This is a genomic window from Psychrobacter sp. P11G5 (assembly GCF_001593305.1).
Classification (GTDB): domain Bacteria; phylum Pseudomonadota; class Gammaproteobacteria; order Pseudomonadales; family Moraxellaceae; genus Psychrobacter.
Window position 1 is genome coordinate 2,381,525 of the sequence record NZ_CP012533.1, and the last position, 13,691, is coordinate 2,395,215.

General features: G+C 44.0%; 12 protein-coding genes. 4 read left to right on the top strand and 8 right to left on the bottom strand.

All coding sequences use genetic code 11. The features are described 5' to 3' along the window. Positions 1 to 32: 32 nt before the first annotated feature. The gene (locus AK825_RS09565; RefSeq protein ID WP_203226468.1) at positions 33 to 476 is read right to left on the bottom strand and encodes a PACE efflux transporter; all 444 of its coding nucleotides are present in this window, start codon (positions 474 to 476) and stop codon (positions 33 to 35) included. Positions 477 to 698: 222 nt separating this feature from the next. Continuing rightward, on the bottom strand, positions 699 to 3,302 hold the full coding sequence (gene acnB, locus AK825_RS09570) for a bifunctional aconitate hydratase 2/2-methylisocitrate dehydratase (RefSeq protein ID WP_068036659.1): 2,604 nt from the start codon (positions 3,300 to 3,302) through the stop codon (positions 699 to 701). Positions 3,303 to 3,747: 445 nt separating this feature from the next. Here acnB and AK825_RS09575 point away from each other — a divergent pair, with 445 nt between their 5' ends. The 3 genes from AK825_RS09575 to AK825_RS09585 all read left to right on the top strand — a co-directional run bounded on the left by AK825_RS09575 (position 3,748) and on the right by AK825_RS09585 (position 6,011). Next, positions 3,748 to 4,173 carry a carboxymuconolactone decarboxylase family protein gene (locus tag AK825_RS09575; RefSeq protein WP_149038801.1) on the top strand — a complete coding sequence of 142 codons (426 nt, stop codon included), beginning with the start codon at positions 3,748 to 3,750 and terminating at the stop codon, positions 4,171 to 4,173. Between the two features lie 162 nt (positions 4,174 to 4,335). Beyond that, on the top strand, positions 4,336 to 5,379 hold the full coding sequence (gene lipA, locus AK825_RS09580) for a lipoyl synthase (protein WP_068036660.1): 1,044 nt from the start codon (positions 4,336 to 4,338) through the stop codon (positions 5,377 to 5,379). 158 nt (positions 5,380 to 5,537) lie between these two features. Further along, on the top strand, positions 5,538 to 6,011 hold the full coding sequence (locus AK825_RS09585; protein WP_068036661.1) for a GFA family protein: 474 nt from the start codon (positions 5,538 to 5,540) through the stop codon (positions 6,009 to 6,011). A 160-nt stretch (positions 6,012 to 6,171) separates the two neighbouring features. On the opposite strand, the gene AK825_RS09590 is transcribed toward AK825_RS09585, so the two are convergent. The 3 genes from AK825_RS09590 to AK825_RS09600 are packed head-to-tail and all read right to left on the bottom strand — an operon-like array spanning position 6,172 to position 9,746. Further along, a complete protein-coding gene (locus tag AK825_RS09590) occupies positions 6,172 to 8,238 on the bottom strand; it encodes a TRAP transporter permease (RefSeq protein ID WP_203226469.1) in 2,067 nt (688 codons plus the stop codon). Further along, positions 8,210 to 8,737: a DUF1850 domain-containing protein gene (locus AK825_RS09595; RefSeq protein ID WP_068036664.1), complete on the bottom strand. Its 528-nt coding sequence runs from the start codon at positions 8,735 to 8,737 to the stop codon at positions 8,210 to 8,212. The genes AK825_RS09590 and AK825_RS09595 overlap by 29 nt, the downstream gene beginning before the upstream one ends. Next, positions 8,715 to 9,746 carry a TAXI family TRAP transporter solute-binding subunit gene (locus AK825_RS09600; protein WP_068036667.1) on the bottom strand — a complete coding sequence of 344 codons (1,032 nt, stop codon included), beginning with the start codon at positions 9,744 to 9,746 and terminating at the stop codon, positions 8,715 to 8,717. The genes AK825_RS09595 and AK825_RS09600 overlap by 23 nt, the downstream gene beginning before the upstream one ends. Before the next feature lie 213 nt (positions 9,747 to 9,959). Here AK825_RS09600 and mtnP point away from each other — a divergent pair, with 213 nt between their 5' ends. Further along, entirely contained in the window at positions 9,960 to 10,892 is a 933-nt protein-coding gene (mtnP, locus tag AK825_RS09605; RefSeq protein WP_068036670.1) for an S-methyl-5'-thioadenosine phosphorylase, read from the top strand. Positions 10,893 to 11,005: 113 nt separating this feature from the next. On the opposite strand, the gene AK825_RS09610 is transcribed toward mtnP, so the two are convergent. The 3 genes from AK825_RS09610 to AK825_RS09620 form a co-directional block, all read right to left on the bottom strand. Further along, positions 11,006 to 12,073, bottom strand: a complete 1,068-nt coding sequence (locus AK825_RS09610; RefSeq protein WP_068036676.1) for a methyltransferase domain-containing protein — start codon at positions 12,071 to 12,073, stop codon at positions 11,006 to 11,008. Positions 12,074 to 12,174: 101 nt separating this feature from the next. Next, positions 12,175 to 12,792 carry a TIGR04282 family arsenosugar biosynthesis glycosyltransferase gene (locus AK825_RS09615; RefSeq protein WP_068036677.1) on the bottom strand — a complete coding sequence of 206 codons (618 nt, stop codon included), beginning with the start codon at positions 12,790 to 12,792 and terminating at the stop codon, positions 12,175 to 12,177. 131 nt (positions 12,793 to 12,923) lie between these two features. Next, the gene (locus tag AK825_RS09620) at positions 12,924 to 13,682 is read right to left on the bottom strand and encodes a TIGR04283 family arsenosugar biosynthesis glycosyltransferase (protein ID WP_068036682.1); all 759 of its coding nucleotides are present in this window, start codon (positions 13,680 to 13,682) and stop codon (positions 12,924 to 12,926) included. Positions 13,683 to 13,691 lie beyond the last annotated feature (9 nt).

Genomic DNA, 13,691 nt, shown 5'->3' on the forward strand with positions numbered 1-13,691 from the left:
CTATATATTATGGTTAACCATATCGTTACTTGTTAAGAAGCGGAGGCTGACTCCTGTTGATATGGTAAAGTAAATATCTTGTCAAAACCTAACGTAAAAACAAAGGTATAAACTAAGAAGAATAGCAATAACGCTGCCTCCATTATAAAGGCTTTTGTCACACCAACATCATACCAAATCATATACAGTGGTAAGCAAATTAAAACCAATCCGCCTTCAAATCCCAAGGCATGGGCACTACGTATCCATAACGTGCGCTTGGTCACCTGCTTACGACTTTCCCACGCCTCAAAGGCCGTATTGTAAATAAAGTTCCAGATCACAGCGGCCAATGACACCATCACAGCAACTGGTAAGGACTCTGCCGCATCGCCACCACTGAGCTTCATCAGTACAAAGGTAGAAGAAATGATTGCGATAATCTCAAAGATAATCACATAGACGATACGACGTTTGAGTGGGGATAAAGTAATCAACCAAAACTCCAGAGCACTTGATTGTAAACAAAAAAGTGCCTATCAAAGTATCGGTCCGTCCCGAGTTAGAAGAGAGAAAAAAGTGCAGAGCCACGGTTTCCGCCTGCCCCTATATTATACCTAAAATAGTAAGAGAAGCCAGTTAGTGCTGATAACAAAAAAACCCCGCATCGTCATGATGCGGGTTTTTTTTTATCTTACTAATTAGCTTTAAAGCAAATATTAAGTCAACTGAGCAACGTTAATTTTATCCGCTTCTTCAGTGTACTCTTCCATACGGTCGAAGTTCATGTACTGATACACTTCTTCGCCCATGCTGTTTAGCATGCCAGCATACTGCTGATATTCTTCGTTAGTCGGCAATTTACCAAGTACTGCTGCCACTGCTGCAAGCTCTGCAGAAGCCAGATATACATCAGCGCCTTGACCTAGACGGTTCGGGAAGTTGCGGGTTGAGGTCGATACCGCAGTAGAGTTCGGTGCGATACGTGCTTGGTTACCCATACATAGTGAACAACCTGGCATCTCAGTACGAGCGCCGGCTTGAGCATAAATGTTGTAATAACCTTCTTCCATCAACTGACGCGCATCCATCTTGGTTGGTGGCGCAATCCATAGACGAGTCTTGAGGCTACCTGCTGGTACGTCTTGTAGCAGTTTACCTGCAGCACGGAAATGACCAATGTTAGTCATACATGAACCAATGAATACTTCATCAATGGTATCACCAGCCACGTCAGCCAATGTTTTTGCATCATCTGGATCGTTCGGGCAGCAAAGAATCGGCTCTTTAATCGTGCTCATGTCGATAGTCATATCGATGGCGTATTCTGCATCTTCGTCAGCACGCATGAGGCTTGGATTAGCCAACCACTCTTGCATTTGCTCGATACGACGGCTAATAGTACGCGCATCGCCATAGCCTTCTGAGATCATCCACTTAAGTAGCGTGATGTTTGAATTTAGGTACTCAGTTACTGACTCTTCAGATAGCGTGATGGTACAACCTGCGGCACTACGCTCAGCTGACGCATCAGATAACTCAAACGCTTGCTCAGCGGTTAGGTCTTCTAAGCCTTCAATTTCAAGAATACGACCATTGAATTCGTTGATTTTGCCTTTCTTATCAACGGTTAATAGACCTTCTTTGATCGCTTGATAAGGAATCGCATGGACTAAGTCACGTAGCGTGATACCAGGCTGACGTTCGCCAACGAAGCGGACACGGACAGACTCAGGCATATCAAGTGGCATAACACCAGTCGCTGCTGCGAATGCTACTAGACCAGAACCAGCTGGGAACGAGATACCCATTGGGAAACGAGTATGCGAGTCACCACCAGTACCAACGGTATCTGGAAGTAGCATACGGTTCAACCACGAGTGAATGATGCCATCGCCCGGACGTAAGCTGACGCCGCCACGGTTCATGATGAAGTCAGGTAGTGTATGCTGAGTCTCAACGTCAACTGGCTTTGGATAAGCAGCAGTGTGACAGAATGACTGCATGACTAAGTCTGCTTGGAAGCCCAAACATGCCAAATCTTTTAGCTCATCACGGGTCATCGGACCAGTGGTATCCTGAGAACCGACCGTAGTCATTTTTGGCTCACAATACATACCTGGACGTACGCCTTGCAGGCCACAAGCTTTACCAACCATTTTTTGTGCAAGCGTAAAGCCTTTACCAGTATCAACTGGCTCTTCTGGCTTGGCAAAGATATCTGAATGACCAAGACCCATGTATTCACGAGCACGGTTAGTCAAACCACGACCAACGATTAGTGGAATACGGCCACCAGCACGAACTTCATCAAGCAATGTTGGTGAGTTTAGCTTGAACGTTGACAGTACTTCGTCAGAGTCATGCTTAGTGATTTTGCCTTCATACGGATAGATGTCAAATACATCACCCATGTTTAGGTTATCAACAGCCACTTTTTCGATTGGTAATGCGCCAGAATCTTCCATAGTGTTAAAGAAGATAGGTGCAATATTGTTACCTAATACTAAACCGCCGCCACGTTTGTTTGGCACGTTAGGGATATCATCGCCCATGAGCCACAATACTGAGTTCGTCGCAGACTTACGGCTAGAACCCGTACCAACCACGTCACCAACATAAGCCAGTGGATGGCCTTTTTCTTTTAACGCTTCGATCTGCTTCATTGGACCGACAACGCCCTCTTCGTCAGCAGTGATGCCGTCGCGAGAGTTTTTGTGCATGGCTAATGAATGCAATGGGATATCAGGACGGCTCCACGCATCTTGCGCAGGTGACAAGTCATCAGTGTTGGTTTCGCCAGTCACTTTAAACGTCGTGTAAGTGGTCTTTTCTGGTACGGCAGCACGGTTTAAGAACCATTCAGCGTCAGCCCAAGATTGAACGACTTCTTTTGCAATGTCATTACCAGCTTCAGCTTTTTCAGTGACGTCATTGAACGCGTCAAATACGAGCAATGTCTTTTTCAATGCTTCTGCTGCGTCTTGTGCGACATCGGCGTCGTCTAGTGCAGCAACCAATGGCTGAACGTTGTAGCCACCTTGCATAGTGCCTAGGATTTCAACGGCTTTTTGCTTGCTGATAAGTGGTGATGATGCTTCACCCTTAAGGATAGCAGCTAAAAATGCAGCTTTAACGTAAGCAGCTTGGTCAACGCCAGCAGGAATACGGTTTTCTAGCAGGTTCATTAAGAACGCGTCTTCGCCTGCTGGTGGGGTTTTTAATATTTCAACCAACTCTGCTACTTGTTTTTCATTCAGTGGTAGCGGAACCGTTCCTAGCTCAGCACGTTCTTCGACATGTTTACGATAAGCTTCTAACACAATAGTCGTCCTCGTCAGTTGGGGGGTATTAGCACATTACGTGGGTAGTCAGCATGACAGCCTGCGTCTATGTACTAGGTGGAATAATTATCCGTGCAATCATAGCTTAAAACGCTCTAAATGTTAATGGCTCAGCCTTTAAAAGGCTCATAAAGCAGCCATAAAGGGGTCATATTGAACATTTATTATATAAATAGTACCATCAACAATATGATTGACTGCCTTTATAGAACCCGTACTCAGCTTGTAACTCTTGTCAAGCACAGCTCGATTTACGGTTAAACAAATACTGTGCGACGGCGATACTCTTTTGTAAGATATTATTTTATAAAATATCATTTTAATACGATAGCTTAGAAAAATAGCGCTTGAAAAAATAGTTTTTATTAGCAAATACTAAATTGATAAAATAAATATGAAGGATGACGACATGGACGGTAGTGATATGGAAAACCACGACATAGAAAACAAGGATATGGAGCACAACGCTAATTATCAAAACGGTCTCAAGGTTCGTACTGAAGTAATGGGCGAGGCACATGTCAAACGCTCGCTTGATAGCGCAACTGGATTTACCCAGCCATTGCAAGACTGGATCATTGAAAACGCTTGGGGCAGCACTTGGCAAGATGACTCAGTATTACCGCGCAAATATCGCTCATTAATCACCATCGCCTTTTTAATTGCGCAAAAAAGCCCAACTGAGCTAAAAGGACATATCCGAGGTGCCATTAATAACGGTGCCAGTGTCGCTGAGATTCGAGAAGTATTGATGCATAGCTTGCCTTACTGCGGTGCACCTGCCACCCAAGAAGCGTTTCGTGCTGCTATAGAAATACTGAATGAATTGGACATTGACATAGATATTTAAAACTATGGTAATCAGACTAATCGTAGTAGTCTTGATTAGGTCAGTGAGACAATATTCTTTGGAAATTAACTCCTAAATCTCTGCTATAATATCTCAACTCATAAAACATTTTAATAATTCCATAAACCCTTATACTACAGAGGGTTAAGAGATAATTTAATTATGACAACTGCCGTACAAACACATGTGCCTGCTGCTAAGGTCAAACCCAAAAAAGCCATCCAAGGCGAAAAGCTACGTGGCTACGATAAAGTTGCACGTATCCCAATTAAAGTAATCCCGACCGTCGAGGCGAAGAAAAAGCCAGATTGGATTCGGGTTAAGATGTCGTCGCCTGCTGAAGTGGCCCGTATCAAAGCCACCTTGCGTGAGCAAAAGCTCTATACCGTCTGTGAAGAAGCTGCCTGCCCTAACCTGCCGCAGTGCTTCGCTGATGGTACGGCGACCTTTATGATTATGGGTGATATTTGTACCCGTCGCTGCCCGTTCTGCGACGTGGGACATGGTCGTCCAAATGAGCTGGACGCTGATGAACCCCGCCATACGGCTGAGACCATTTTAGGCTTGCAGTTGAAATATGCCGTTATCACCTCTGTTGATCGTGATGATCTAAAAGATGGCGGTGCTGCGCATTTCGTTGAAGTACTCAATGAATCAAGAGCGCTTAGCCCGAACTGCTTAATTGAAATCCTAGTACCTGATTTCCGTGGGCGCATGGAAGTGGCTTTAGATTTGCTGACGGAAACACCGCCAGATGTGTTTAACCACAATATCGAAACTGTGCCTCGTCTGTACAAAGCCTTCCGCCCAGGCTCTGACTATCAACATTCATTAGATTTGCTCAAGCTGTATAAAGAGCGTCGTCCTGATATCGCTACCAAGTGCGGTTTTATGGTTGGCCTTGGTGAAACTGAAGAAGAAATATATGCATTGCTTGATGATTTAAAAGCGCATAACGTGGATATGATTACGGTTGGTCAGTATCTACAACCTAGTAAAAACCACGCGCCAGTTGATCGTTATGTTCATCCAGACGAGTTCCAGCGTTATATGGCTTATGGCAAAAAGATTGGCTTCTTTAACATTTGGGCAGGGCCGATGGTACGCTCAAGCTACTTTGCCGATCGTCAATACTACGGCGAAGATTGCCCAGCACCTATTCGTAGTAAAAAGGCATTGGCAGCAGAAGGTAAGCTTGGCTGCTAGTATCTGATTGATTAAGCCAGTTATTTATAGAAAAAGGAGACTCGAAAAGGTCTCCTTTTTTATTGTGCTCTACTCAAAGCGACTACATTAGTACGCTAAGATAGTGCTATATTTCGAAATAATAAAAAACTCTACCTACCCTATTTAAGGACTGACCGATGAGCAGCGAATTTACCCCACAAGAAGGCTCTTGCTCCTGTTATAGCAATACTTATACGGTCAACAATACCCCTGTTGGGCGCTTTATCTGCCACTGTACTATTTGCCAAGAATTCACTGGTCAAGCTTATAATGATGTAACGGTTTTGCTTAAGTCAGATGTCAGCGAATTAGATATCAAAAAAACGCTTTTTCAGCACTGGAAAATGCCGCCGAACATTAACCGTGGACTTTGTAAATACTGTCATAAACCAAGTATAGAAATGGCGTTGGGTGGCAATCTCATATTAGTACCGACAACAAACTACCCTGACATAGCTGCATTACCTGAACCGACTATGCATCTATTTTATGATAGCCGAGTAGAAGATATGGACGATGATTTACCCAAGTATAATGGCTTTGTACAAAGTCAGGCAATGATCGTTAAAGCGCTTGCTCAGGGTATGTTTAAAAGAGTGGCGAGTCGTTAGTGTCTGTGTTTAGGATCTAGGTTTAGAACCCAAATTCAGACCCTAAAAATCATCACTAAAAACAGTAAGCTGAGAATATAAAAAGGGTGAATAACAATTATTTGTTATTCACCCTTTTTTATGACTTTAATACATCTGTAAAGCCTTCAAGTCTAACGCTTTAAACGGTTAGAGTTGGCGTTGGCTTATCAGCTGTTTTTATATTAAATACAGCCACGATTAATACTATTACTCCGCCGATTAATCCTGTCGTAAGCTCAGGATAGATCAATAGTAACGCGCCAATGGTCAGTATTCCACGAGTTAGTGGATTCATAGCACCTTTAAAATAACCCTCCAGCGCCGCACTTAGCGCGATAACACCTGTGACCGAAGTCAACACGACAGTTACTATGTCAAGAATAGGCGGTAGCGGAAAATCTTTCGCCGTGACCGCTAGACCAGTTGGGTCTATCATCAGCATCGTGGGGCTATAAATAAACATAAATGGCACGATAAATCCGGCCAATGCTAACTTTAACGATAAGAAGCCTGTCTTCATCGGATCGCCACCGGATATACCAGCGCCGGCAAAGGCTGCCAGACACACAGGCGGTGTAATATTAGCGAAAATACCAAAATAGAATACGAACATATGCGCTGATAAAATCGGAATATCAAACCCTGCTAAAGCTGGTGCTGCCATCGTTGCCGTAATAATATAAGCTGGAATAGACGGTAGCCCCATGCCCAATACCATCGATGCTAGCATCGTTAAAATAAGGGTTAGGAATAATGACCCTGCTCCTAGCGTCACGATTGATGAGGTCATCACCGTACCAAAGCTGGTCAAACTCACAACCCCGATGATCACACCTACCACCGCACAAGCTGCCATCACGGCTAGCGACTGACGAGCACCATCTTCTAAAGCACCCAAAATGTCAGAAACCCCCATTCTGGTCTCTTTGCGTAGCATACTAATCACGACCGTAAAACCAATGGTATAAGCCGCGGCATAGCCTACGGGTACGTTTCTGATTAATAGAAATATCAAAAATACAATCGGTAATAGCATGTGACCGCGCGCTTTTAATACCTCTTTTACCTGCGGTAAGCTCTCTTTGGCGATACCTTTTAGGTCGCGACGTCCGGCGCGAAAATGCACTTGAGCAATGACGCCCAAATAATAAAGTACCGCTGGTAGTAGTGCTGCTAAAGCAATCGTACTATAGGGCAACCCTGTGGTCTCCGCCATGATAAAAGCACTGGCACCCATAATAGGTGGCAATATCTGCCCGCCCACAGAAGCGCTCGCCTCTACTGCACCTGCAAAGTCCTTATGATAACCGACCTTTTTCATTAAAGGGATAGTAAACGCTCCGGTGCTGACAACGTTCGATAATGCTGAGCCGTTGATACTACCCATAAAGCCACTTGAGATGACTGCAACCTTTGCAGGCCCGCCTTTTTTATCACCAGCTAATGCTAGTGCCAAGTCATTAAACAGCTGTCCCATGCCAGAACGCGCTAAAAATGCGCCAAATAAAATAAACAGAAAGATGAAAGTAACCGACGCCCCAATCGCAACAGAATAGAGACCTTCAGTCTTTAAAAATAGTTGACCAAAGATATCACCCATATCATAAGGGCGCGTAAGCAGCCGATCAGGCATAAAGTCTAGATGACTGACAAACGGATAAGCCAAAAATATCGACGCTAATATAGGCAAAATCCAACCAGTGATACGTCGACTGCCTTCAAGCACACAAATTACCGTGATAATAGAAAATACCACATCAACCTGATTGGCCATGCCGCCACGCGAGGTCACAATGTCTTGATACTCGTAGATGAGATAGGCCATTCCAGATAAGGACAGGGCAAACCAAATCCAGTCATACCAAGCCACCTGCTGTCGGCTGCTTTTTTTACTGGCTGGAAAAATAAGAAATATCAAGGCAAATCCAACGCCGACATGCACAGAGCGTTGTAGCAGTGCAGGCATGGGATTAAAAGTGATATACAGATGAAACAGAGAATATAAAATGCAAATCCCAGCGATAAAATACTTTACTGGGCCTTGGGTGATGTTACGGGTGATTGACTCTCGGTCATACTTTTCTAATATTGCTCGATTATGAGCTTCCGTCTCAGCTTCAGTGCCAGTATCTGGCTGCTCAGGCAAATGAGCATCATCGCTGAGCCCAGTCATCACGCTATCGTGATCCGTCACTTGAGAGTTCATGACAAAAGTCCTTTTTCAATCTATCAATTAAATTATACGCTTTAGGCGTAATAGTTACTTCAGAATAATCTGGCGCCCACTCATGAATCAAAAGCCGATAGTCAGCATAATCAAGCTCACCCTTGGTAAGTCTAGATACTACCCAATTAAGATTGGGTAGCTTCTCGTTGATTTGATAACCCAAATAGCCAGGTTTTTGTATGGGCGCAAGCGCTTCAGTAGAAGGGGTGCCGGCGCCAAATGCTTCAAAATAAGTAGTGGTCAGGAGTAGTCCATCATTTTCACGTTGATACTGCTCCTCCCACCATTGCTTTTCTACAGAATGAATCCAGCGCAACTGAAAATTAGGTTCAGTGAAATAACAGGTTCTTCCATCGACTTGCACTTCGATAACAGGCTGACGTGATAAGCTGGCCCATAGCGCAAAAAAAACTAGCGCAACAACCAGTGCCGCGCTAGTTAATAGCCATAAACGTTTATTTGGCTGCTTGCTCATCATAGTACTTTTTAGCTCCAGGATGAATCGGTGCTACCATGCCAGTATTGGCAGTCTCTAGACTGATATCAGTGGCCGCTTGGTGTGCTGTTCTTAAACCATCTAAGTTTTCAAATAAAGCCTTGGTCAACTTATAACCGTCAGCTTCAGATAAATCCGAACGTACTAATAAGGCATTCATAATCGCTGCAGTTGGAATCGCTGCTTCATTACCATAAGTGCCTGCAGGAATCTCGAAAGTTTTAAAGTAAGGTTTGGTTGCAATGATTTCATTCAGCTTGTCTTGATTGATGGTTATCAGTTGCAAATCTAAGCCTTGCTCTAACTCCATCAATGACGAGTTTGGTAGACCACTACTAAAGAATGCCGCTTCGATTTTACCCGCTTTCATGCCATCTGCTGCTTCAGCAAAGCCTAGATAATCTACTTCAACATCATCATAAGTGATACCGAACCCTTCCAATAACGTCCTAGCATTAACCTCAGTTCCAGAGCCCTGATCACCTACTGCAATACGCTTACCGCGCAAATCTTCAATATTTTTGATGCCAGATTTTTTGGTGGTGACAACTTGCACCACGTTAGGATATAACACAGCAATCTGTTGAATGTTGGCTACTGGTTGATCGAAGTTGTTTTTACCTTCAACGGCATCAGTGACGACATCACTAAGCGCCAGTACCATATCGACCTTGCCTTGGGTCAGTAGATTGACGTTTTCTACTGAAGCGCCTGTCGTTTGTGTCTTTGAGTTAACACCAAAGGTCTTGGCATAAATCTCTGATAGCGATGTACCAATGATATTATAAGGGCCTGACGCGCCCCCTGTCGCTATGGTAACAAACTTCGTCTCAAGCTTATCATCAGCAGCTGGGGCAGCCGTTTCTGACTCGCCAGAGACCGCTGAATCATCAACGCTCGCCGTTTCATTTTCTGTTTTTGAGCACGCAGTGAATGCCAAACTAGACGCAATCATTGCTATGATTAGAGACGTTTTACTGGTCAATTTCATTGGTTTCTTCCTTGATGGTTAAGACTATCTTCGGTTATAAGTTAATTTAATTTATCAATAGCCTAGTAAGCATACCGCAACTCACTTCAAATACAAATTATATCTAACGACTTTTTCGTGTTATACCTATAAGCCTCTCATTAATAGTGATTTATTTTTGAAAAAATATAACCTATGCTGACGACAATCATAACGACATGGAAGCCAATTAAGATGAGCACAGTAAGAGATAGTCAAATCGCAAATGAAAAGCCTTTAAACGACAGCACCTCCACAACTATTCGCAAATCAGCTGATATCGCTATTATCGGTGGTAGCGGTCTGTATCAAATGCAGGCTTTAACCAATAAGCGCAGCGTTAAAGTTGAGACACCCTATGGAGATCCATCCGATGATATTGTACTCGGTGAACTTGATGGCGTAACGGTCGCATTCTTAACGCGACATGGTCAAGGGCACAGATTGACCCCATCTGAGGTGCCTTATCGTGCCAATATCTATGCATTAAAAACCTTAGGCGTCAGCTATATCGTCTCAGTCTCAGCAGTTGGCTCATTGCAAGAGTCGCTGAAGCCATTAGATATGGTCATTCCTGATCAAATGATTGATATGACTAAGCAGAGAGTAAACTCGTTCTTTGGAGATGGTGCGGTCGCCCATGTGTCAATGGCTGACCCTTTATGCCCTGAAGTAGCAGACATTTTGCTACGAGCTTATGATAAAGCCAATATTACGGATGGACAGTGCCACCCTAAAGCGACCTATGTATGTATCGAAGGGCCGCAGTTTTCTACGCGCGCAGAATCACACTGGTATCGGCAGATGCAAGCGGACATCATTGGTATGACCAATATGCCAGAAGCGAAGCTGGCACGTGAAGCGAGTATCGCCTATGCCACCTTGGCGCTAGTGACCGATTTTGATAGCTGGCATCCTACCGAGGAAGCCGTCAGTGCCGATTATGCTATAAAAAATCTAATGAAAAATGCAGATAACGCGCAACAAGTGATTAAGCAAGCAATCGCTCTACTTGCCGCCGAACAGCCTAAATCAATCGCTCATACTGCGCTAGCTCAAGCGTTAGTCACCCCTATTGAAGCGATGGATGAACAAACCAAAACTAGACTTGCAGCGTTACTTCCTTAGATGTTGAAATATGCATTCAATAAAAGAGGCCATCAAATCATTTGATGGCCTCTTTCATGTTTAATAGACTATTTTTTAACAAATAGTTTTTTTAAATCATACAAATCTTATTTTTAACAACAGCTGCCTGAATCAACAGACGTCCCAGCATTTGAGCTAGACATTATATTCGCTTGATTACCAAATGGCAGGATGTCACCACAGCCTGCAAAAATACCGTAGTGGCGACTATCATCTCCAATAAAGTCAAAATGCTTAGCAAATCGTGATTCTTTTAGCATGCGAAAAGTATTACCGCAGACGGGGAAGACGCGACCTGTCTCAATCGCATGATGCTTATCTAAATCAAAACAATGCGTTAGCTGGTCAATGGTTCCGTGATAAACGACTGCTTGACCGTGGTCTTCACAAGCATCTTCAAGCGTGGCGATTTTAAACAATCGATAAGTAGCGGAAAAAAACTGAATATCACCAATCTTAGCAGCAAGTAGCGGATCAGTGATTTCAAGCGGACGGTCTTCAACCAGACGCGGGTCTAAAAAATCAGCCTGTCGCGCTAGGCGCTCAAAATCCTTCCAGTATAATGCACCGCTTAAACACTCTCCATAGAGGACAGGATCATTGATTAAGTGCTGCGGGATACGGCGGTCTGCATATACGTCAGAGAAGTAAAACTCACCGCCCGGCTTAAGCAAACGCTGCACACTGGCCATCACTGCTGCTTTATCAGGTGATAGGTTAATGACGCAATTTGAGACAATGATATCAAAGCTATTGGAGTCTAGATTTAGGTCATCTAGTTTTTCGATGTAGCCCTTAAGAAACGTCACATTATCGTAGCCAAATTTATCGACATGATAATCTTGATGTTGCTTTGCAATGGCTAATTGTTCGTCCGTCATATCGACACCGACCACATGGCCTGTACGTCCAACCAATTGTGCGAGCGCATACACATCACGGCCTGATCCACATCCCAAATCTAGGATACGGCAACCTTCAAGTAGCGCTGGGCAGACCAATCCACAACCATAGTATCGACTTAAAACTTCATCATGAATATTGGCTAACAAAGGCTTTAACCAACTTGGCATATTGCTAACATCACAGCATGCTGACGTTTTTAAGTCCTCGGTGCTTTGTAGCTGCTTGCCATAATAATCTTGAACGACCTCATGCATAATAACTTCCTTGTTAATAATAAAACAGCTTAAGCAATCTTATAAATGTCATTCTAAAAGTAATAAATATTAGTCACATTTAGAGGACAAGCCAATCAACATCATATTTTTTCAAGCCAGCCTACGGGCAGGTATTTTAAATCTGCAGGCTCATCAATATCATGTAATGGATTTAGTAATATCAGCGACCAATCCAATGCTTTAATACGCTGTCGAGTCACCGCTGCTACGCTGGCAGTACTCCACTCGATATCCGAGAATAAATCAGCATGAGTTTGCTTAAATCCTAAGAGCACATAACCGCCATCCGAGGCTGGAATCATTACGGCATCAGACTGCTCTAGTTGCTGCACTGCACCTTGGATACGTGTTTCGGTCAGACTGGGACAATCAGTACCAATTAATAAAACCTGTTCAAATTTACTTAGAGCTTGCTGGCTGGCAGTTAACATACGTAACCCTAAGTCACCATCTGCTTGCGCTGACCACTGTAATGACTCGGGTAAATTAAGCGTCTGCCAACATGGGTCATTTGGTGCTGGACTAACGCACAGCTCAACGCTAAACCCACTTGCTACTGCCTGCTCAACACTATGCAATAACAGCTGGCGTGCCATACTGGTAGAGCCTTCGACACCGAGTGCGGGTTGCAGACGAGTTTTTGCCATGCCGCGAGCGGGAAACTTGGCAAAGATAATGATGAGCGTGTCTGTTGGCATAGGATACTTTGGCATAGAGTATTTAAGTTTATTTGTAGGGTGCGCCGCGTGCACCGATAGAAAGTTGTTGTTCTAAATTGGTGCGCATGACACACCATACGCTTGCTGCTTAATGGTCTTTAAGTTGATAACTAGTTTTTATAATAACGCTGTTTGATATTATCAGCAGATACACCGCACCAATAATCAAAGCGCAACCGCCACATCAGTAATATCGTGCGCCATGTACCATACTGCTGCCAGCGCCGTGGTGAAGTTATCACCTTACTATTTAGACAAGCTGGCTTACCGATAGCTTTAAGACGTTTGCAAAGCTCAATATCTTCCATCAACGGCTGGTCAGGGTAACCGCCTAGCTGCTTAAAAAGTTCTCGCTCAACAAATATTGCTTGGTCACCTGTAGCAATCCCACTCAATCTCGAACGCCAATTCATCATTTGACTGACTACCTTGAGCATCCACTCAGAACTGTCCAAATGTACATCGAAACGCCCCCACTCTGCTCGCATGACTGCCGATTTAATATCGGTGATAGCGTGGTTCGGCAACTGCGTATCAGCATGCAAAAATAGTAATATGTTACCTGTTGCTAGGTCAGCACCTGCATTCATCTGGGTAGCACGACCAGCGGCGGACTCTACTACTTGCCAGTCAGCAACTTGCCCGTTACTAGCTGATTGGCTAGCGATAACTGAGTGACTGGTATCGATCAACCCTTCAATCAGTTTCTTGGCGACAGCCACTGAGCTATCCGTTGAACCGCCATCGACTAATATGACTTGATGCGGTAGTGGATTCAGATGGACAAGATGACTAATCAATCGCGGCAAATTGTCCGCTTCATTTAATACCGGTATTACGATAGAGATATTAATTGCCACAGCAGTCATTTTTATTAA